This is a genomic window from Noviherbaspirillum sp. FW303-A3 (assembly GCF_058788695.1).
Genome location: NZ_JBYTAZ010000001.1, coordinates 2,014,290 through 2,033,727 on the forward strand (window position 1 = coordinate 2,014,290; position 19,438 = coordinate 2,033,727).

Consider the following 19,438-nt stretch of genomic DNA (forward strand, 5'->3'; position numbering starts at 1 on the left):
AGGAAAGTGGCCAAAAAGCCACGTTCCTGTGCGCAGCGTTCGCTCCCCCTGCCTATCCCTTGACCAATTTCTCGCGCGCTCCGGTTCAATGGCCTATGCTGAAATTCTGGAGAGATTCAACCTGTCTGGGAGCCAACATGAAACGGCCATTACTTGTCATTACAACATGTGGTGCGCTTTTCCTTGTGACCGGCAACGTTCTCGCGCAGACATCCTTGACCCTCTACGGCATCGTCGATGCCGGTGTCGTCTACGAGCGTGGCGGCGCGACCGGCAGCCTTACCAAATTGACCAGCGGCGTCCAATCCGGTTCTCGCCTCGGCTTCAAAGGGATGGAAGATCTCGGCGGCGGCCTGTCGGCGAAGTTCGCACTGGAAGCGGGTTTCAATACCGATACCGGCGCGCTTGGCCAGGGCGGACTGCTGTTCGGCCGCCAGGCCTGGGTCGGGCTGGGCGGCCGCTGGGGCGACCTCAGCTTCGGCCGGCAATATACGCCGCACTACCTGCTCCTGGATCAGGTCGATCCTTTCGGTACCGGCCTGGCCGGCAGCTCGACCAACCTGATGTCGACCACGACACGGATGAACAATACCGTCAAACTGGCAACACCGGCATGGAGCGGCTTTACCGGCGAACTCGCGTACGGCTTCGGTGAAGTGGCAGGCGACAACACCGCGAACCGGCAGGTCGGCGCATCCGTCGGCTACGCCAGCGGTCCGCTGGTCCTGAAGATTGCCCACCATCGCATCGAAGACGCCACAGGCACCGACAATTCCCGCAATACCCTCCTTGGCGGCAAGTTCGATTTCGGCATGGCGGCGGCCAGCCTGGGCGTCGGATTGAACCGCGGGCTGGGCACGACGGACAACCGCGACTACATGCTTGGCGTTACGGTTCCAGTGGGGGCCGGCGCCCTGCTCGCCTCCTTCACCCGCAAGGATGACCGCAGCGGCCTCAATGCCGACGCCGACCAGTGGGCGCTCGGTTATACCCATGCACTGTCGCGGAGAACGAACCTCTACACCTCCTTCGCGCGCATCAACAACGACCCGGGCGCAGGTTTCACTGTCGGCAATGCCACCGAGCCGGGCTCCGGGGACAAGGCGTTCAATATCGGCATCCGCCACAAGTTCTGACGCGCGGCGGGACCTTGCCCATCGCTTTCCGATTGCCGCATCCCTGCGGCAACGCGGCTCCTTTGTCGGTTAAAATCACGGCTTGGCCTGCGGGCCGCGACCAACCCCGATCTGCGCATATGACCTACCAACTGGACACCAACGCCGTTGCCGATTTCCTTTCTGACAATCCGCATTTTTTCGAAGAGCACAGCGAGCTGCTGGCACGCGTCAAGCTGACCAGCCCGGTCGCCGGCCGCGCCGTATCGCTGCAGGAACGCCAGATGGAAGTCCTGCGCGACAAGATCAAGGTGCATGAAATGCGCCTGGCGGAACTGCTGCGCATCGCGCAGGAAAACGATGCGATCACGCAGAAGTTCCACATGTGGACGCGCTCCCTGCTGCTGGCCCGCAACGACGTCGACATGCCGCACACGCTGGTAACCGGCTTGCAAACGATCTTCTCGGTACCGCATGCGACGTTGCGCATCTGGGGCGTGTCGGAAGAATTCGCGCATACATGGTTCGCAGCGGACGTCTCGGAAGATGCAAAGATTTTCTGCAACGGCCTGACCTCGCCGTATTGCGGCCCCAACCAGGACTTCGAAGCCGCCTCCTGGATCGACGACGCCGAATCCGTCCAGTCGATCGCCATGCTGCCGCTGCGCCTGGCTGACGCGTCGGAAGCCTTCGGCCTGCTGGTGCTCGGCTCGCCGGACCCGCAGCGTTTCACCGCCGACATGGCCACCGACTTCCTGTCGAAGATCAGCGAGACCGCCAGCGCGGCCCTGACCTGCCTGCTGGACTAAGTGAGCAACGAGAACAACCGGGCGCACGTCGCCCGCTATCTCGAACACCTGGAAAAGCAGCGCAAGCTGTCGCTGCACACCGTACGCAACTACGGACGCGACCTGAACGACCTGCTGGAATTTGCCGAGGCGATTCCGAGCAGGCCGGCGCTCAATACGATCACGCAGTTCCACATCCGCAAGCTCGCCGCGCAGATGCACGCGAAGGGGCTGAATGCGCGCTCCATCGCGCGCAAGCTGTCCGCTTGCCGGGGTTTCTTCGACTGGCTGGCGGACTCCGAGACGATCGCAGCCAATCCTGTCGACGGCGTGAAGGCCCCCAAGCGCGACAAGCCGCTGCCCAAGGCGCTGTCACCCGATGACGCCGTGCGCGTGGTATCGGAATCGCGCCCCGGCCGCGATGCGCAGTCGGCCAGCGAGCTATGCAACCGCGCGATGTTCGAACTGCTGTATTCAAGCGGCCTGCGCGTTTCGGAACTGGCCGGCCTGGATGTGCATTACGCAAAGGAAGACCGCTACGAATCCGCTGGCTGGCTGCATATAGACGACCACGAGGTCGAGGTCACCGGCAAGGGCAGCAAGCGGCGGCGCGTTCCTGTCGGCCAGCCGGCGATGCAGGCGATTGCCGGGTGGCTTGCCGTGCGCGACACACTGGTGAAGCGCGATCCGCATCCGCTCTTCCTCACTGAACGCGGCACGCGCATGTCGCCGCGCGTCATCCAGTTGCGGCTGAAGGCGCATGCGCAGGCGCTGGGCATTCCGGCAAACGTCCATCCGCACGTGCTGCGGCATTCGTTCGCATCGCATGTCCTGCAGTCGTCCGGCGACCTGCGTGCGGTGCAGGAAATGCTGGGACATGCATCGATTGCCGCGACGCAGGTGTACACCTCGCTCGACTTCCAGCGACTCGCGCAGGTGTATGACGCCGCCCATCCGCGGGCCAAGAAGTCAAAGACTGAAGAATAAGCACCACCTTTATCCGGAATACCCCATGCTGACCATCATCCTCAAACCCGGCAAGGAAAAAAGCCTCCTGCGCCGCCATCCCTGGATCTTCCCGACCGCGATCGACCGCATCGAAGGCAAGCCGGAGGAGAAGAACAAGCCGGGCGCCACGGCGCTGGTGCGCTCGGCTGCCGGGCAATTCCTGGCCCGTGCCGCGTACAGCCCGAAATCGCAGATTCGCGCGCGCGTGTGGAGCTTCGACGAGAACGAACCGATCGACCATGCGCTGATCAAGCGGCGCGTGAAGCATGCCGTCGCATACCGCATGCAGGCCGTGCGCGACACCGACGCCATCCGCCTGATCTTCGGCGAAGCCGACGGCTTCCCCGGCCTGGTGGTGGACTGGTACGCCGGCAAGCAGGGACACCTGGTGTGCCAATTCCAGTCGGCCGGTGTCGAGGCATGGAAGGCGCCGATCGTGCAGGCGCTGATCGCGGAAACGGGCTGCCCCAACGTCTACGAACGCTCCGACGCCAGCGTGCGCGAGCGCGAAGGCCTGCCCCTGGTCACCGGCTCGCTGGCAGGCGATGAACCGGGCGACGAAACGCTGGTCACCGAAAACGGCGTGCGCTACGCCGTAGACATCAAGACCGGCCACAAGACCGGCTTCTACATCGACCAGCGCGACAATCGCCGGCTGGTGATGGAAAACGCCGCCGGCCGCGACGTGCTGAACTGTTTCTGCTACACCGGCGGCTTCTCGCTGGCGGCACTGAAAGGCGGGGCGAAGAGCGTGGTGTCGATCGACTCCTCCGGCGAAGCGCTGGCCATCGGCAAGCGCAACGTGGAACTGAACGGTTTCGATGTCTCAAGGGCGGAATGGTGGGACGCCGATGTGTTCAAGACGCTGCGCGCACTGCGCGAGCAGGGAAAGTCTTTCGACCTGATCGTGCTCGACCCGCCGAAGTTCGCTGCATCGCCTGACCAGGTCGAACGCGCCGCGCGCGCCTACAAGGACATCAACCTGATCGGCCTGCAACTGCTGCGCGAGGGCGGGCTGCTGTATACCTATTCCTGCTCGGGCGCGATCAGTGCCGACCTGTTCCAGAAGATCGTCGCCGGCGCAGCCAACGACGCGAAGGTGGATGCGCGCATCCTGCGCCGCCTCCATGCCGGCGTGGACCATCCGATGACCACCAGTTTCCCCGAGGGCGAGTACCTGAAGGGCTTGATGCTGCATAAGCCCTGAAGGAAATAAAATTGCCATCGCGTCAATTTTTGCAACTCGATTGCAAATTTGCGTCATAATTTTCCATCACGTTTTTCCAACGCAGTATGTCCATGAGCAGCAAAGCCAAGCCTGAAACGCGGGCAAACCGGAGGCCTTCGGATTCCGCCGTGCGTGCCGAAGCGCAATTGCGCGGCGCGTCCGTGCGCATCACCGATGCCCGGGTCAAGGTGCTGGCCGCGCTGCTCGACGCCGAGCGCGCGTTTTCGCACCAGGACGTGCAGGAAGCATTTGCCGACATGGACCGCGTGACGCTCTATCGCGCGCTGGATTGCCTCACCGACGCCGGGCTGGCGCACAAGATCGCCGGCGACGACCGCGTGTTCCGCTACAGCGCCGGCGCCGAACACAGCAGCGAACCGCACCACCAGCACGGACACTTCAAATGCACGCGCTGCTCGAAGGTGTTCTGCCTCGACAGCATCGCGGAAGCGGAAACGCTGCAGAACGCCTTGCAGCAATCGCTGGGCAAGGGATTCCGCAGCCACGACATCGAATTCACGATCAAAGGATGGTGCGCCGACTGCGCCCACTGACATCCCATGAAACTTGTTCCCGCAACGATCCTCACCGGTTTCCTCGGCGCCGGCAAGACCACCCTCCTCAACCGCATCCTGCGCGAACCGCACGGCCATCGCATTGCTGTGATCGAGAATGAGTTCGGCGAAGAAAACATCGACAACGAGATCCTTGTCCAGGACAGCAACGAACAGATCGTCGAGATGAGCAACGGCTGCATCTGCTGCACCGTGCGCGGCGACCTGATCCTCGCGCTCGGCGCACTGGCGCAGAAGCGCAATGACGGCGAGCTCGACTTCGACCATGTGGTGATCGAAACCACCGGGCTGGCCAATCCCGGACCGGTCGCGCAGACCTTCTTCATGGATGATGAGGTCGCGACGCATTACATGCTGGATGCGGTGATCACCGTCGTCGATGCCAAGCATGCGATGCAGCAGCTGGACGAGCACGAGGAAGCACAGCGCCAGGTCGGGTTCGCAGACCGCCTGATGCTATCGAAGACGGACCTGGTGAGTGCCGATGAGGTCGAAGAACTGAGCGCCCGCCTCAAGCGCATGAACCCGCGTGCCCCGATCTCGAAAGTCGATTTCGGCAAAATCCCGATCACCGAGGTGCTGGACCTGCGCGGCTTCAACCTCAACGACAAGATCGAGATCGATCCCGACTTCCTGGCCGAGGAAGAGCACGAGCACCACGAATGCGGCGAGCATTGCGGCCACGACCACCACCATCACGGCCACAAGCATTCGAACCATACGGACGAGATCGCGGCCTTTGTCTTCCGCAGCGACCGCCCCTTCGATACCGCCCGCCTGGACGAATTCCTGGGCAGCCTGGTCCAGGTCTTCGGCCCGCGCATGCTGCGCTACAAGGGCGTGTTGTGGATGGATGGCGCCGACCGCAAGGTAGTGTTCCAGGGCGTCCACCAGTCCATGGGTACCGATATCGGCGCCAAGTGGGCCGAAGGCGAAGCACGCTGCAGCAAAATGGTGTTTATCGGCAAGAATCTCCCAAAAGAAACATTTATTAGCGGTTTGGAACAGTGTTTGGTATAAACTATTGAACAAGTATTGATGTAGATTCAAGCAGTGGAGGTAGTCGTTTGGCAAGATGCGTCGACTAAAAGTCGCACGCGACGCCCGATGGTATCCAAGCCTGCCTGGAAACGGAGGGAGACGGTTTCGGGCACGGATCGACAGGTCGGGCGGTTCATAATAACGAGGGGACCATGAACGCAACCGTCACAAGATCCGCCACCAAGAGCACATCGGCAAAAAGCGTCGGCAAGACAACGGCAAAGACCGTCGATCCGGCCAAGGGCAAGACAGCCACCAAGCCGGCGACCGAATCGATACTGAAAGCGGTTGCGGGAAAAGTGGCAAAGACCGTCGCAAACGCACTGAAACCCGCCACCAAAAGCGCCTCCTCGTCAATAAAAGCCATTGCCAAACAAGGTAAAACCACGGTAAAAAGCAGTGTAAAACCAGCGGCAAAGCCGAGCGCCAAGAGTGCAGGCACCGCGAAGATAGTACCGGCCGCAACACGGGCAGCCGCCGCCAAGGGGGCTGCAGCGAAAACGGCCAAGGGAGCAACAGCATCGAAGAAGACTTCGAGCCAGAGTTCCAAGGAGACATCCGGCGCGACCATGAGCAGCAGCAATGCAGGCGCCGGGTTAACAGATAAAATGGAAAAACCCGTAGTTTCGAAAGTAAGCGAAGTGGCTACCAAAACAACTAAACCGACCGCCGCCCCAGCTGAGGGCCGACTGCTCACCGAAGAGGAAATCCTCAAGATGAGCGACAAGGACTACATGAACGAGGCGCAGCTTGCCTTCTTCAAGGCGAGACTGCAGCAGCTCGAACGTGACCTGCTCAAGAACGCCGGCGAAACCACGGAACACCTGCGCGAAACCGTGCTCGTTCCCGATCCGGCCGACCGCGCCACGATCGAGGAAGAACATGCACTGGAACTGCGCACGCGCGACCGTGAGCGCAAGCTGCTGAAGAAAGTGCAGCAGGCCATCGTCAGCATCGATGCCGGCGAGTATGGCTGGTGCGAAGAGACCGGCGAGCCGATCGGCATTCCCCGCCTGCTGGCCCGCCCGACCGCCACGCTGTCGCTCGAAGCGCAGCAGCGCCGCGAGCTGAAGCAGAAGCTGTACGGCGACTGACAACGCCTTCTGCACTGACCTGACAAGCGCACGATCCGTCGTGCGCTTGTTTGCTTTTGGAGCCCGATATCCGGAGTCGTCCGGACAGCACAGTTTCTGTATTGATCACGATATAATGCAACTATGTTGCAAATATCCGGACTGACCTATCGCTATCCCAACGCCACGGACAACCAGTTGTCCGTGCCCGCCTTCTCCCTCGCCAAAGGGGAGCACGCCATCATCCTCGGCCCTTCAGGCTGCGGCAAGTCGACACTGCTTCACCTGCTGGCGGCGATCCTCACCCCGCAGCAAGGCGAAGTTCGCGTCGCCGGGATCGACCTGCGCACGCTGTCCCCGCGCGCTGCCGATGCTTGGCGCGGCAGCACCGTCGGCTTCCTTCCGCAAAAACTCGCCCTTGTGCCAAGCCTGTCCGTGCGCGAAAACCTGCTGATGGCAGCCTATGCGAACGGACGGACAGCCGATGCCAGCCGCGCCAGCGCAGTCCTGCGCGCGCTCGGCATGGAGGACAAGGCAAATGCCAAACCCCACCAGTTGAGCCAGGGCCAGCAACAGCGCGTGGCAATTGCACGCGCGCTGTTCAACCACCCGGCCCTGCTGCTTGCTGACGAGCCGACCGCCAATCTCGACGATGATGCCTGTGCCGCAGTCATCGGGCTGCTGACCGCGCAGGCCGGCGAAAATGGCGCATCGCTGGTGATCGCCACGCACGATGCGCGCGTGCTCGCCGCGCTGCCCGGCGCCAAGGTGCTGCGACTGGGACGCACATCAAGGGAGACGGCATGACACACATCAACGCCTTCACGCTGGCGCTGAAATCGCTGCGCCACAAGCCCTTGTCGACAGCGGTCAACCTGATCCTCATGGCGGTCGGCGTGGCGATGATGACCTTTGTCCTGTCGGCATCGCAGCAACTGGAGGAAAAGGCATTGCGCGACGCCCGCGGCATCGACCTCGTGGTCGGCGCGAAAGGCTCGCCCCTGCAACTGATCCTGTCCTCGATCTACCATATCGACATCCCGACCGGGAACATTCCTCTCGCAGCACAGGCGCAACTGCAGCAGAACCGCATGGTGAAGAAAGTCATCCCGCTGGCGCTGGGGGACAGCTTCCAGGGATTCCGTATCGCCGGCACGACGCCGGACTACATCGCGCATTACGACGGCAGCCTGGCGCAGGGGAAGATGTTCGACGCGCCCATGCAGGCGGTCCTCGGCGCACAAGCGGCGGCCCGAACCGGCCTGACCACAGGCTCACGCTTTATCGGGTCGCACGGGCTGTCCGGCGGCGGCGACGGCCACGGCGACGCGCCGTTCACGGTGGTGGGCGTGCTCAAGCCGACCGGCTCCGTGCTCGACCGGCTGGTGCTGACTTCCGTGGAGTCGGTGTGGCACGTCCATGAAGTGGCGCACGGCATCGATCCCGAAGACAAGGAAGAAAAGGCCGCGATGGATGAAGAGCGCGAACTGACCTCCCTGCTGGTCCAGTATGCGTCGCCGCTGGCGGCGGCAATGCTGCCCCGCGCGATCAACAGCCAACCCGAACTGCAGGCCGCGCAACCGGCCTTCGAATCGGCCAAGCTGTTCCGCATGCTTGGCGTCGGCGTCGACGTCCTGCGCGGCATCGCCGGGATCATGCTGCTGTCCGCCGCGCTGTCGATGTTTGTCGCGCTCTACAGCGCGCTGGAAGAACGCAAGACCGATCTTGCCATCCTGCGCACGCTTGGCGCGCCGCCGCGCAAGCTCCTGTCGCTGCTGCTGGTCGAGGGCCTGCTGCTCGCCTTCGCCGGTGCGATGCTGGGCTGGATCGCGGGGCATGCGGCGCTGGACATCCTTGGCCGCGTGGTATCCGACGACCAGAACCTGTCCCTCTCCGGCTGGTACGTGGCGTCGGCCGAGGCATGGCTGGCACCGGTCGCGCTCGCCATCGGCCTGGCCGCGGCGCTGCTGCCCGCGTTACGCGCCTACCGTACCGATATCGCGACGACCTTGTCGCATTGAAAGCTTTTCAAGGAGAACGAATTGAAGTACTTGCTGTCCCTGTTACTGGTAGCCGCCTCCCTTGCGGCACAAGCCAAGGAAGATCCCGCCCACAGGAAAGCCCTGATCGACCAGCACAAGGCAATCGCCGCCGCACATGAAGCAGCAGCGCAATGCCTGTCCTCCGGCAAGGATGAGGAAGCCTGCCATGCCGAACTGGCAAAGGCATGCAAGGGCCTCGCCATCGGTAAACTGTGCGGAGCAAAGCACAAGCATTAACCCTGCCGGACAGCGATGTGGAATGCACGCCTGTCCGGATCACTTTTATGGAAGTGTCATGAAGACATCCTTGCATCGACTGATCATTGCAATTCTTGCAGCACCCGCACTGGCGCTTGCGCAGGGCGCTCCCGCCGGCGGTCACGTTCCGCCGCCCAACGCCCCGCCGCCCCCGATGCAGCCGCTGCCGGAAATCAAGGGCGTGGTGTCCTGGAACACGCTGGCAAAGGTCAAGCAGATCAAGACCAAGGACCGCATCCTTCCCGAGTTCTCGAAGGAGATAACGGCGCTCGACAATACCGAGGTCAAGGTACAGGGCTTCATGATGCCGCTCGAGCCGGGCGAGAAGCAGAAGCACTTCCTGATTTCGCTCACACCGCAGTCCTGCAACTTCTGCCTGCCCGCCGGTCCTGAGGGCGTGGTGGAAGTGAAAACAAAAACGCCGGTGAAATACACCTTCGATCCGGTCATCGTGTCCGGCAAGATGAGCGTGCTGAAGGACGATCCGATGGGCCTGTATTACCGCCTGACCGACGCCTCGCCGGTCTCGCTGAAATAAGCTGAATGCCCGCTGCACGATCCGCCCCGGGCTTGCGCACCGCCGTCACCGCCCTGCTGATGGCGGCGCTGCTGTTCGCGCAATGGGCCGGCCTCGCGCATCGCGTGGACCACGGCCCTCTCGCATCCCTGCATGCAGATTCGGCGGACGGCAGCACGCCGGAAGAAGGCAGCCATTCCTGCGTCGCATTCGACGCAGCGGCCGTCGCCGATGCCATCTCCCTTCCGCCTTTCGCCGCGCCTCCGATGACGGGCGCAAAGGTCCTTGCACTCTGGACGGCGTTCGTCTCATGGGACGCGCCGCCCGCCCTGCCGTTTTCTTCCCGCGCCCCGCCTGCTTCCTGATGCGTCGCTTCGACGCGTGATCGACACCCTTATCGACGTTCGCCTGCGTCCCGTGACGCCAGCGAATGCTGTCCTTCATCATTTTCAGGAATCACCATGACCATGCAACTCGCATTGGTGGCGTGCGCCGTTCTGCCCGCGCTCGCCGCCCTTCCCCTTCCCACCAGCGCCCAGGACAAAGCCCTGCCCGAGGTGGTCGTCACCGCAACGCCTTTCGGCAACAGCGACAGCAGCCAACTGCTGACGCCCGCACGTGTCCTGTCCGGAACGGAATTGCGCAACAAGCTCGGCACCTCCCTCGGCGATGTCCTTTCGCGCGAACCAGGCGTCACCGCATCCGGTTTCGGCGCCGGCGCGTCGCGCCCGATCATTCGCGGACTAGAAGGCCCGCGCGTCAAGATCCTGCAGAACGGCATGGCCGTGTCGGACCTGTCCGCGCTGTCGAACGACCATGCCGTCGCCTCCGAACCGGCTACCGCCCGGCAGATCGAAGTGCTGCGCGGACCTGCGGCGCTTCTCTATGGCTCCGGGGCCGTCGGCGGCGTAGTCAATGTCGTCAATGACCGCATCCCGACCGAATTGCTGGCGGCGCCGAACGGAATGGCAGAAATGCGCCTGGGATCGGACAACCGCGAGCGTAGCGCGTCGTTTTCCGTTGATGGAGCAAGCGGCAGCACCGCCCTGCACCTGGATGGCAACGTACGCAACACCGGCGACTACCGCATCCCGGGCTTCGCGGTGCGCGACGATGCAAGCTCGGCATCCGGCCGGCTGCCCTCCTCCTTCACACATGCGCGGGACCTCGGTTTCGGCGCATCGCATGTCGCGAACTGGGGATACATGGGTGCCTCCATCGGCAGCCGCGACGACCGCTACGGCATACCGACCGAGGAAAGAAGCTTCATCGACCTGCAGCAGACGCGCCTCGATCTCGATGCCATGGTCTTGCGCCCTTTCGAACTGGCCGAGTCGGTACGCGTGCGCGTCGGCGCCACCGATTACAAACACACGGAGAAAGAGCAGGACGGCAGGCCCGCAGCCGATTTCAGCAACAAGGCCGTCGAAACGCGGTGGGAGCTTGCTCACCGCGCGGTCGGCGGCTGGCGCGGAATACTGGGACTGCATACCGAGCGCAGCAGGTTCGCCGCCTTGTCGGCCGAGACCGGCCGTCCGGATACCGTCCCCGTCACGCGGTCGTCATCGCTTGCGGCCTATCTGGTCGAGGAACGCGACTTCGGCCCGGTACGCGGCAGTACCGGCGTCCGGCTGGAGTCGGTCAAGCGCAATCCGGATGCGACGGTGGCTCCGGAACGCAGTTTCGACCTCCTGTCGTATTCGGCGGGCGGCGCCTGGACGTTCATTCCAGGCTATAGCCTCGGGACCACTGTCTCGATTGCGCAACGCGCCCCAAACGCGGAAGAGCTGTACTCAAACGGTCCGCATGAGGCAACCGGCACTTTCGATATCGGCGATACCGCACTGCAAAAAGAACGCTCCCGCAACCTGGAACTGACGCTGCAAAAGACACAAGGAACCGTGCGCTGGAAGCTCAACCTGTTCGAAAACAAGGCCAGGGATTTCATCTACGGCCGCCAGGACGGCTCGACGGTGGACGAAGACGGCCTGGACGATCCGGACGGCGAATTCACGCGCCGCTTCTGGGCCCAGGAAAGGGCCACGATCCGCGGCGCGGAAGCCGAATGGAGCATCAACCTGCGCGGCGAAGGCCCGTCGCTGCGCGTGTTCGCCGATACCTCGCGTGGAAAGCTGGACAATGCCGGCAACCTGCCACTGCAGCCGGCCACCCGCGCCGGCATCGATGCGGGCTATCGCCGCGGACCGCTGCAGGCGGGCGCTTCTGTGCTGAGGGTGCGCGCGCAGGAAAGGCTCGCCGTATCCGAGAAGCTCGCCACGCCCGGCCATACCCAGCTCGACGCGCACCTGTCCTACACCGTGCGTAACGGCGGCATCAACTGGACATGGTTCGTCCTCGCAAAAAACCTGCTCGACAAGGACATCCGCCTGTCGACCTCGCAGCTCCGGAATGTTGCGCCGCAACCAGGCCGCAACGTCATTGTTGGCATTCGCACACAATTCTGAACGACCGTGCCGGCTTGCCTTGGGTTTGACAAACACACCTTGTGCCGTTGTAATGGCAAGTCGGCATACTAATTGTGTTACCTTAGAAATCACCGCTCCTCGCTTCCGGCGACGGAGCGCAGAACAGTCATCTCAGGGAAAACGTGGGGATTTTTTCGCTTTTCGGGAAGAAGGACAGTCGCCAGGCCAAGCCTGCCGACAAGGATTCCTCTCGTACCAAGAAGCAGGCAGGCACGTCGTCGCCGTCCACCGCGCGCAATACCAGCGCCGCGTCCTCTCGCGTACCGACCGTCAAGCGCGACGCCAAGACCGCGCTGGCCACCGCACTCAAGATCGACGCCATCGAATCCGAGATGTCCTCCGAATTCGTGAGCATCACGACCCAGCCGCCCACGACACAGCAGAAAAAGCCTCCGCCAGCCTCCCCCGTCAAACCGAAAACCGCAGCGCCGCAGGACAAGCCGCGCGCCGAATCAAAAAAGCCCGAGTCGGCCGCTGAAGAAGCCAGCCTGCAAACGCTGACGACGGGAATGGGCACCACCACCGATTTCCTCCTCGCCGGGCAGACCGCCGTGGTCGACATGGCCGCACCCGCCTCTGACGCCGCGGCCGTCATAGAAGAAGCGGCAATCATGTACGCCAACGGGCAGTCCGACGTCGTCGAGCAAATGCTGAAAACGGCCATCGAGGAAGACATGCTGGGCGACCTCACCCGCAATGCCTGGTGGATGCTGTTCGACCTGTACCAAATCACCGGCAAGAAGCAGGAATTCGAAAACCTTTCGATCGACTTCGCCAGCAAGTTCGAAACCTCGCCGCCGGGCTGGATCGAATCCAGCCGGGACGAAGCGCCTGCAGCATCACCAGCCTCGGGCGCCACGCCCATGGTCCCCTTCTCCGGCAAGCTCGACGCCTCATGCATCAAGCAGGTCGAGCGTGCGCAGAAACTCGGCGAGAACTACCGTGCCCTGCGGCTCGAATTCGCAAAGGTGACGCAAGCCACAACCGAAGGCTGCAAGCTGCTGCTCGGACTGTTCAGGAAGCTGCAGAAAACCGAGCACGACCTGATCCTCGTCGGCGCCCCGGAACTGGCCACGAAGATTCGCGCGATCATCGAAGTCGGACGGCGCGAAGACACCGAGGATTCATGGCTGCTGCTGCTCGAGATCCTGCGCCTGCTGAACCAGGAAAAGGAATTCGAGGAAACCAGCATCGATTACTGCGTGACCTTCGAAGTCTCGCCGCCGGCCTTTGTCGCGCCGAAAAGCAAGATCACTACCGCAAGCGCGGAAACGGCGCCCAGCACAAAGGCAGCCGATGGCTTTGCGATGCCCGCCGTCGTCGAGGGCAGGATCGACAACCTGATCCTTGCAATCGCCGCTTACTCGGATGAATACAGTCCGGCCATCATCGACTGCTCCAATCTCCAGCGTGTGGACTTCAACGCCGCCGGCCGCCTCCTGACCGGCCTGGGCCCCTTCTGCGGCATGGGCAAGATCATTGAATTCCACCATGTCAACCACTTGGTTGCCGAACTGTTCAGCGTTATCGGGCTCAAGGATATTGCCCGTATTGTTCCGCGCAAGAATTGACTCGGGCGGCGACGCCGCTTTTTGACATCCGCCCTCCTTGTAATCCGGCACCCCGCCCACATCTGCGGTTGAATACCCGTTGCCGGCGCGCATTCGCCGCGCCGGCATTTCATCAGAGGAAAGCATGGAACAATTTCATGGCACTACCATCCTGTCCGTCCGCCGCGGCAACGTCGTTGCGCTGGGCGGCGATGGGCAAGTAACGCTGGGCAATATCGTGATGAAGGGCAGCGCCCGCAAGGTCCGCAAGCTGTACCAGGGCAAGGTGCTTGCCGGATTCGCAGGTGGCACGGCCGATGCCTTCACCCTGATCGAGCGTTTCGAAGCCAAACTCGAAAAGCACCAGGGCAACCTCATGCGTGCCTCGGTGGAACTGGCCAAGGACTGGCGCACCGACCGCATGCTGCGCCGCCTGGAAGCCATGCTGCTGGTGGCCGACCGCGAGTCGACGCTGGTCATCACCGGCAACGGCGACGTGCTGGAACCGGAGAGCGGCATCGGCGCCATCGGCTCTGGCGGCGCCTACGCGCAGTCGGCGGCGAAGGCCCTGCAGGAAAACACCGACCTGCCGCCGGTCGAGATCGTGAAGAAGGCGCTCACCATCGCCGGCGAACTCTGCATCTACACCAACCTGTCGCACACCATCGAGACCCTCGAATAACGCGCACCGAACCAGGCAAGACATCATGAACATGACACCGCAAGAAATCGTTTCCGAACTCGACAAGCACGTGGTCGGACAGGGCCGCGCCAAGCGCGCCGTCGCCATCGCATTGCGCAACCGCTGGCGCCGCCAGCAGGTGGCCGAGCCGCTGCGCCACGAGATCACGCCGAAGAACATCCTCATGATCGGCCCGACCGGCGTCGGCAAGACCGAGATCGCGCGCCGCCTCGCCAAGCTGGCGGATGCGCCCTTCATCAAGATCGAAGCCACCAAGTTCACCGAGGTCGGCTATGTCGGCCGCGACGTCGACACCATCATCCGCGACCTGATCGACATCGGCATCAAGCAGACGCGCGAATCCGAAATGCGCAAGGTGCGCACGCGCGCCGAGGACGCCGCGGAAGACCGCGTGCTCGACATCCTGCTGCCGCCGCCGCGCGACTTCGGCTTCAGCGCAACGCCGAGCGCGGCCGAGAGCGATGCCCAGCCAGGCAACAGCACGCGCCAGGCCTTCCGCAAGCGCCTGCGCGAAGGTGCGCTTGACGACAAGGAAGTCGAAATCGAAGTGGCCGAAGCCAGCCCGCACATGGAAATCATGGCGCCGCCCGGCATGGAAGAAATGACCGAGCAGATCAAGTCGATGTTCTCGGGCCTCGGCGGCGGGCGCAAGAAGAAGCGCAAGCTGAAGATCAAGGAAGCGATGAAGCTGCTGATCGACGAAGAAGCCGCCAAGCTGGTCAACGACGAAGAACTCAAGCAGAAAGCCATCACCAACGTCGAACAGAACGGTATCGTCTTCCTCGATGAAATCGACAAGATCGCCAGCCGTTCCGAAGTCGGCGGCGCGGACGTCTCGCGCGCCGGGGTGCAGCGCGACCTCCTGCCGCTGGTGGAAGGCACGACGGTGAACACCAAGTACGGCATGATCAAGACCGACCACATCCTGTTCATCGCATCCGGCGCCTTCCATCTCGCCAAGCCGTCCGACCTGATCCCCGAGCTGCAGGGCCGCTTCCCGATCCGCGTCGAACTGGAGTCGCTGTCGATCGCCGATTTCGAACGCATCCTCACCAGCACCGACGCCTGCCTGACGCGCCAGTACGAAGCGCTGCTGGGCACAGAGGGCATCAAGATCGCGTTCACCGAAGACGGCATCCGCCGGCTCGCGGAGATCGCGTTCTCGGTCAACGAGAAAACGGAAAACATTGGCGCGCGCCGCCTCTACACGGTGATGGAAAAACTGCTGGAAGAAGTGTCGTTCTCCGCGAGCGATGTTTCCGGCAACACGGTGGCGATCAACGCGGCCTATGTGGACGACAAACTTGGCGCGCTGGCGATCAACGAGGACCTGTCGCGCTACGTGTTGTAAGACATCATGGCTAACAAGACACTGGCAAAGCGGCAGAAGATGACGATCCGGGTCGAGCCCTCGCAGAGGGCGCTCAAACCCCGGAATCCGATTGCGCTTGCCGCCAAACAGCGTGTCGCCGGCTCGCACCGCAAGGGCGAGGGCGCCGAGCGGCAATTGCATGAACGCCTGCTGAAGAAGGTGCTAGGCGGCGGCTCGGAAGACTAGCGGCTCAGCGCATCGGACCGGGCGGCACGCCGGGCAGCGATTGCTGTGCAGGCGGCACCGGCGGTGGAACCTGCTGCTGCACGGGCGCTGCCGGCGGCGCAGGTGCCGGACTGACGACCGTAGTAGGCGGCGCGGTGGTGATTGTGGACGGAACCTGCGGCGGTATGGGCGGTGGCTGGACTTGCGTCTGCGACGGCTGTGGTGGCGACGGTGCGGTTTGCGGCGTCATTGCTTGTGATGCTTGCGGCGCTTGTGGCGCCTGAGGGACGGACGGTACGGCGGGGGCAGGTTGCGCCGCTTGTGCAGCCTGGGCGCGCGATGGCACAGGCTGGTTGCCCGCCGGCGGAGTCGCCGGGCGTGCGGACGTCGCTGCCGGAGCAGCGGCAATGCCCTCCAGTCCCTTCGCATTCTCGGGCAAGTCGACCCGCTTGGTTGCACCGCCTTCCGACAACAGGACATGGTCGCGGTGCACTTCCTTGATCGTCACGCCTGGGGCGACTTCCTCATCCACACCGATTGCCTGCGCCGGTTTTCCGTCGGCGCTGATGATGGCCACGCTACTGCGCGGACTTCCCGAAAAGATCACACCGCGCAACTGGTAATTGCTGGCCACCGCCGCATTGCGGTTGCTTCTGCCGAACAGCGCCGCAGCGGCATCTGTCCTGATTTCCGCCTGCGCCACGCGCGGCGGCGCCGCAACCGGACGAACCGGCGGCTTGAACAGTTGCATGGCCCAGTAGGCTGCCGACGCGCACAGCGCGATGAACAGCACAAAACTCACGATCTGCGGCAGGCGCCTCATTCCAGTCCTTTTCTCTTTGTTGTTATCGCACCAGCTGGTTGATCTCGATGATCGGCATCAGCACCGCCAGCACGATCAACAGGACCACCACGCCCATCACCAGGATCAGTGCCGGCTCGAGCAGGCCGGCAATCGTCATTGCGCGCCGCTCGAGGTCGGTCTCCTGTGCATTGGAGGCGCGCTCGAGCATGGCGGGCAGTTCGCCGGTCACTTCGCCGGCGCGGATCATGTGGATCAGCATCGGCGGGAAGTGCTTGTGCGCGGACAGGGCGCGTGCCAGTCCCACACCTTCGCGCACGCTGGTCGTCGCCTCCTCCACCTGCTGGCGCATGGCGACGTTGGACAGCGTATCGCGGCTCGTCTGCAAGGCGCGCAGGATGGGCACGCCGGAGCCGGTGGTGATCGCCAGCGTGCTGGCGAAGCGTGCGGTATTGAGGCTGCGCTCGAACTTGCCGTAAAGCGGCGCGTTCAGCAGCCACTTGTGCCAGCGGAACTTGATGTCGGGATTCTTGAGGGCCGTGCGCCAGACAAGGAAGCCGGCCACAAGGATCAGGGCCACCAGCCATCCATAGGCGCGAACGAAGTCGGAAATCGCCAGCATGACGACAGTCAGCATCGGCAGCTTCTGCTTGGTATTGGCGAACACCGAAACGATCTGCGGCACGACATAGGCCAGAAGGAAGATCACGATCGAGAAGGCGACGACGGTGACGATGGCAGGATAGGTGAAGGCCAGCCGCACCTTTTGCACGAGCGCATTGCGGCGTTCGATGTAGTCCGCCAGGCGCGACAGCACGCGCGACAACTGGCCGATCTGTTCGCCGGAGGCAACCAGCGCGCGGTAGATGTCGGCGAAATCGCGCGGGTGGCGCGACAGCGCATCCGACAATGATGAGCCGCCCATGACTTCCGATCGCACCGATGCGACAAGGTCGCGCACATACGGACGCTCGGCCTGTTCGAGCAAGGCGGTGAAGGCCTGCTCCAGCGGCAGGCTGGCTTCGAGCAGGCTGGCGAGCTGGCGTGTGAACAGCGCGAGTTCCGTCGTCGACAGCCGGTCGCCGAACATGCTGCGGCGCGTCTGGCCGAACTCATCGACCTGCGCTGCAATGGCATCGACGACGATCGGCACCAGCCCCTGCGCGCGCAGGTCGGAGCGCGCGGCGCGGGCACTGTCGGCGTTCAATACACCCTTGCGGGTGGCGCCAGCTTCGTCGACAGCTTCATAGCGGAATGCAGGCATCGTTCGCCCTCTACTCCTTCGTCACGCGCAGCAACTCGGCCTGCGTCGTGGTGCCGTCCGCCAGCCAGCGTTCACCATCCTCGCGCATCGTGCGCATGCCGTCACGTTGGGCCGTTGCACGAATCTCGGCCTCGGATGCGCGGTCATGGATCTGCGAGCGGATTTCATCCGTGGTGATCAGCAATTCATACACGCCGACGCGTCCCTGGTAACCGGTGTTGCCGCACTTGTCGCAACCGACGGCATGCCACTGGTGGCCATCGTGGCGTTTGCAGACCGGGCAAAGTTTGCGCACGAGGCGCTGCGCGACCACGCCCAGCAGCGACGACGACAACAGGAAGGGTTCGATGCCCATGTCCAGCAGACGGGTGACCGCCGACGCGGAATCGTTGGTGTGCAGGGTTGCCAGCACCAGGTGGCCGGTAAGGGATGCCTGCACCGCGATTTGCGCGGTTTCAAGGTCGCGGATTTCGCCGATCATGATGATGTCCGGGTCCTGGCGCAGGATGGCGCGCAGGGCCTTGGCAAAGGTCATGTCGATGCGGGCGTTGACCTGGGTCTGGCCGACGCCCGGCAATTCGTATTCGATCGGGTCTTCGACGGTGAGGATGTTGGTCGCCGGCGCATTCAGCTTCGACAGCGCGGCATAGAGCGTGGTCGTCTTGCCGGAGCCGGTCGGGCCTGTCACCAGCACGATGCCGTGCGGCTGGCTGATGAGATCGTCGAACTGCTTCTGCACCTCAGCACTCATGCCGAGGTGACTCAGGTCCATGCGGCCGCCCTCCTTGTCGAGCAGACGGAGCACGGCACGTTCGCCGTGGCCTGTCGGCAGCGTGGAGACGCGCACGTCGACCGGCTTGCCGCCAACGCGCAAGGTGATGCGGCCATCCTGCGGCAGGCGTTTTTCGGCGATATCGAGCTGCGCCATGATCTTGATGCGCGAGATCAGCGAGGCATGGATCGCCTTCTTCGGACGCACCACGTCGCGCAGCGCGCCGTCGACGCGGAAGCGCACGACGGACACCTGCTCGAAAGGCTCGATGTGGATATCCGATGCTTCTTCGCGCAATGCCTGCGTCAGCAACGCGTTGATCATGCGGATGACCGGCGCATCGTCGGCGGATTCCAGCAGGTCCTCGATCGCCGGCATGTCCAGCATCAGCTTGGTGAGGTCGAGGTCGGATTCGACTTCGTCCACTACCTGAGCGGCATCGTCGCCGGAATTGGCGTAGCTGCGCGCGATGGCGGCTTCCAGCTCTTCGCGCGGAATCGACTTGAGCTTGACGCGCCCGAAACGGCGGCTGACTTCCGCGATCGCGGAAGGCGCGGTGGCTTCGGATACCCACACCTCGACGGCATGATTGGCCGTCTCGCTGCGCCGCGCGAGCAAGGCATGGTCGCGGGCGAAGGCGTAAGGCAACAGACGTGCGTCACTCAATACGGTACTCATT

Annotated in this window: 21 protein-coding genes; 17 read left to right on the plus strand and 4 right to left on the minus strand. The window is 63.3% G+C overall.

Annotated features, from left to right (window positions below):
• Positions 1-137 precede the first annotated feature (137 nt).
• The 6 genes from AC3WOY_RS09825 (at position 138) to AC3WOY_RS09850 (ending at position 5,734) form a co-directional block, all read left to right on the plus strand.
• Positions 138-1,136: a porin gene (locus AC3WOY_RS09825; RefSeq protein WP_492423185.1), complete on the plus strand. Its 999-nt coding sequence runs from the start codon at positions 138-140 to the stop codon at positions 1,134-1,136.
• A 119-nt stretch (positions 1,137-1,255) separates the two neighbouring features.
• Positions 1,256-1,924: a DUF484 family protein gene (locus AC3WOY_RS09830; RefSeq protein WP_492423187.1), complete on the plus strand. Its 669-nt coding sequence runs from the start codon at positions 1,256-1,258 to the stop codon at positions 1,922-1,924.
• Entirely contained in the window at positions 1,925-2,890 is a 966-nt protein-coding gene (xerC, locus tag AC3WOY_RS09835) for a tyrosine recombinase XerC (RefSeq protein ID WP_492423189.1), read from the plus strand.
• Between the two features lie 25 nt (positions 2,891-2,915).
• Positions 2,916-4,118 carry a class I SAM-dependent rRNA methyltransferase gene (locus tag AC3WOY_RS09840; RefSeq protein WP_492423191.1) on the plus strand — a complete coding sequence of 401 codons (1,203 nt, stop codon included), beginning with the start codon at positions 2,916-2,918 and terminating at the stop codon, positions 4,116-4,118.
• A gap of 86 nt (positions 4,119-4,204) precedes the next feature.
• On the plus strand, positions 4,205-4,693 hold the full coding sequence (locus tag AC3WOY_RS09845) for a Fur family transcriptional regulator (RefSeq protein ID WP_492423193.1): 489 nt from the start codon (positions 4,205-4,207) through the stop codon (positions 4,691-4,693).
• A gap of 6 nt (positions 4,694-4,699) precedes the next feature.
• The gene (locus AC3WOY_RS09850) at positions 4,700-5,734 is read left to right on the plus strand and encodes a CobW family GTP-binding protein (protein ID WP_492423195.1); all 1,035 of its coding nucleotides are present in this window, start codon (positions 4,700-4,702) and stop codon (positions 5,732-5,734) included.
• Between the two features lie 154 nt (positions 5,735-5,888).
• Here the strand turns inward: AC3WOY_RS09850 and AC3WOY_RS09855 are convergent, their stop codons facing one another.
• The gene (locus AC3WOY_RS09855) at positions 5,889-6,338 is read right to left on the minus strand and encodes a hypothetical protein (protein ID WP_492423197.1); all 450 of its coding nucleotides are present in this window, start codon (positions 6,336-6,338) and stop codon (positions 5,889-5,891) included.
• Between the two features lie 25 nt (positions 6,339-6,363).
• Here AC3WOY_RS09855 and dksA point away from each other — a divergent pair, with 25 nt between their 5' ends.
• From dksA to AC3WOY_RS09910, 11 genes are all read left to right on the plus strand, one after another.
• A complete protein-coding gene (dksA, locus tag AC3WOY_RS09860) occupies positions 6,364-6,849 on the plus strand; it encodes an RNA polymerase-binding protein DksA (RefSeq protein ID WP_088705801.1) in 486 nt (161 codons plus the stop codon).
• A 123-nt stretch (positions 6,850-6,972) separates the two neighbouring features.
• Positions 6,973-7,635 (plus strand): ABC transporter ATP-binding protein, encoded by a 663-nt coding sequence (locus AC3WOY_RS09865; protein ID WP_492423200.1) that lies wholly within the window; start codon positions 6,973-6,975, stop codon positions 7,633-7,635.
• A complete protein-coding gene (locus AC3WOY_RS09870; RefSeq protein WP_492423202.1) occupies positions 7,632-8,849 on the plus strand; it encodes an ABC transporter permease in 1,218 nt (405 codons plus the stop codon). Before AC3WOY_RS09865 ends, AC3WOY_RS09870 begins: the two co-directional genes overlap by 4 nt.
• Positions 8,850-8,870: 21 nt before the next feature.
• Positions 8,871-9,107: a hypothetical protein gene (locus tag AC3WOY_RS09875; protein WP_492423204.1), complete on the plus strand. Its 237-nt coding sequence runs from the start codon at positions 8,871-8,873 to the stop codon at positions 9,105-9,107.
• A 58-nt stretch (positions 9,108-9,165) separates the two neighbouring features.
• Positions 9,166-9,666 (plus strand): DUF3299 domain-containing protein, encoded by a 501-nt coding sequence (locus AC3WOY_RS09880; RefSeq protein WP_492423206.1) that lies wholly within the window; start codon positions 9,166-9,168, stop codon positions 9,664-9,666.
• A gap of 5 nt (positions 9,667-9,671) precedes the next feature.
• Positions 9,672-10,010, plus strand: coding sequence for a hypothetical protein (locus AC3WOY_RS09885; protein ID WP_492423208.1), 339 nt, complete (start codon positions 9,672-9,674; stop codon positions 10,008-10,010).
• Between the two features lie 96 nt (positions 10,011-10,106).
• A complete protein-coding gene (locus AC3WOY_RS09890) occupies positions 10,107-12,110 on the plus strand; it encodes a TonB-dependent receptor (protein WP_492423210.1) in 2,004 nt (667 codons plus the stop codon).
• A 143-nt stretch (positions 12,111-12,253) separates the two neighbouring features.
• Positions 12,254-13,702, plus strand: coding sequence for an STAS domain-containing protein (locus AC3WOY_RS09895; protein ID WP_492423212.1), 1,449 nt, complete (start codon positions 12,254-12,256; stop codon positions 13,700-13,702).
• A 124-nt stretch (positions 13,703-13,826) separates the two neighbouring features.
• Positions 13,827-14,363 (plus strand): ATP-dependent protease subunit HslV, encoded by a 537-nt coding sequence (hslV, locus tag AC3WOY_RS09900; RefSeq protein WP_492423214.1) that lies wholly within the window; start codon positions 13,827-13,829, stop codon positions 14,361-14,363.
• Between the two features lie 25 nt (positions 14,364-14,388).
• Positions 14,389-15,735 (plus strand): ATP-dependent protease ATPase subunit HslU, encoded by a 1,347-nt coding sequence (hslU, locus tag AC3WOY_RS09905; RefSeq protein ID WP_492423216.1) that lies wholly within the window; start codon positions 14,389-14,391, stop codon positions 15,733-15,735.
• A 6-nt stretch (positions 15,736-15,741) separates the two neighbouring features.
• Positions 15,742-15,942 carry a hypothetical protein gene (locus AC3WOY_RS09910; protein ID WP_492423218.1) on the plus strand — a complete coding sequence of 67 codons (201 nt, stop codon included), beginning with the start codon at positions 15,742-15,744 and terminating at the stop codon, positions 15,940-15,942.
• Between the two features lie 4 nt (positions 15,943-15,946).
• On the opposite strand, the gene AC3WOY_RS09915 is transcribed toward AC3WOY_RS09910, so the two are convergent.
• Genes AC3WOY_RS09915 through gspE form a run of 3 tightly spaced genes read right to left on the minus strand, consistent with a single transcriptional unit; the run spans position 15,947 to position 19,437 of the window.
• Complete coding sequence (locus tag AC3WOY_RS09915; protein ID WP_492423220.1) at positions 15,947-16,744, minus strand: type II secretion system protein N; 798 nt, start codon at positions 16,742-16,744, stop codon at positions 15,947-15,949.
• 22 nt (positions 16,745-16,766) lie between these two features.
• Positions 16,767-17,987, minus strand: coding sequence for a type II secretion system inner membrane protein GspF (gene gspF / locus AC3WOY_RS09920; RefSeq protein ID WP_492423222.1), 1,221 nt, complete (start codon positions 17,985-17,987; stop codon positions 16,767-16,769).
• A 10-nt stretch (positions 17,988-17,997) separates the two neighbouring features.
• Positions 17,998-19,437, minus strand: coding sequence for a type II secretion system ATPase GspE (gene gspE / locus AC3WOY_RS09925; RefSeq protein ID WP_492423224.1), 1,440 nt, complete (start codon positions 19,435-19,437; stop codon positions 17,998-18,000).
• Position 19,438 lies beyond the last annotated feature (1 nt).

Coding starts and splice junctions, on each gene's coding strand:
- AC3WOY_RS09825 (WP_492423185.1), top strand. CDS start 138: ATGAAACGGCCATTACTTGTCATTACAACATGTGGTGCGCTTTTCCTT.
- AC3WOY_RS09830 (WP_492423187.1), top strand. CDS start 1,256: ATGACCTACCAACTGGACACCAACGCCGTTGCCGATTTCCTTTCTGAC.
- AC3WOY_RS09840 (WP_492423191.1), top strand. CDS start 2,916: ATGCTGACCATCATCCTCAAACCCGGCAAGGAAAAAAGCCTCCTGCGC.
- AC3WOY_RS09845 (WP_492423193.1), top strand. CDS start 4,205: ATGTCCATGAGCAGCAAAGCCAAGCCTGAAACGCGGGCAAACCGGAGG.
- AC3WOY_RS09850 (WP_492423195.1), top strand. CDS start 4,700: ATGAAACTTGTTCCCGCAACGATCCTCACCGGTTTCCTCGGCGCCGGC.
- dksA (WP_088705801.1), top strand. CDS start 6,364: ATGGAAAAACCCGTAGTTTCGAAAGTAAGCGAAGTGGCTACCAAAACA.
- AC3WOY_RS09865 (WP_492423200.1), top strand. CDS start 6,973: ATGTTGCAAATATCCGGACTGACCTATCGCTATCCCAACGCCACGGAC.
- AC3WOY_RS09870 (WP_492423202.1), top strand. CDS start 7,632: ATGACACACATCAACGCCTTCACGCTGGCGCTGAAATCGCTGCGCCAC.
- AC3WOY_RS09880 (WP_492423206.1), top strand. CDS start 9,166: ATGAAGACATCCTTGCATCGACTGATCATTGCAATTCTTGCAGCACCC.
- AC3WOY_RS09885 (WP_492423208.1), top strand. CDS start 9,672: ATGCCCGCTGCACGATCCGCCCCGGGCTTGCGCACCGCCGTCACCGCC.
- AC3WOY_RS09890 (WP_492423210.1), top strand. CDS start 10,107: ATGACCATGCAACTCGCATTGGTGGCGTGCGCCGTTCTGCCCGCGCTC.
- hslV (WP_492423214.1), top strand. CDS start 13,827: ATGGAACAATTTCATGGCACTACCATCCTGTCCGTCCGCCGCGGCAAC.
- hslU (WP_492423216.1), top strand. CDS start 14,389: ATGAACATGACACCGCAAGAAATCGTTTCCGAACTCGACAAGCACGTG.
- AC3WOY_RS09910 (WP_492423218.1), top strand. CDS start 15,742: ATGGCTAACAAGACACTGGCAAAGCGGCAGAAGATGACGATCCGGGTC.
- AC3WOY_RS09915 (WP_492423220.1), bottom strand. CDS start 16,744: ATGAGGCGCCTGCCGCAGATCGTGAGTTTTGTGCTGTTCATCGCGCTG.
- gspF (WP_492423222.1), bottom strand. CDS start 17,987: ATGCCTGCATTCCGCTATGAAGCTGTCGACGAAGCTGGCGCCACCCGC.
- gspE (WP_492423224.1), bottom strand. CDS start 19,437: ATGAGTACCGTATTGAGTGACGCACGTCTGTTGCCTTACGCCTTCGCC.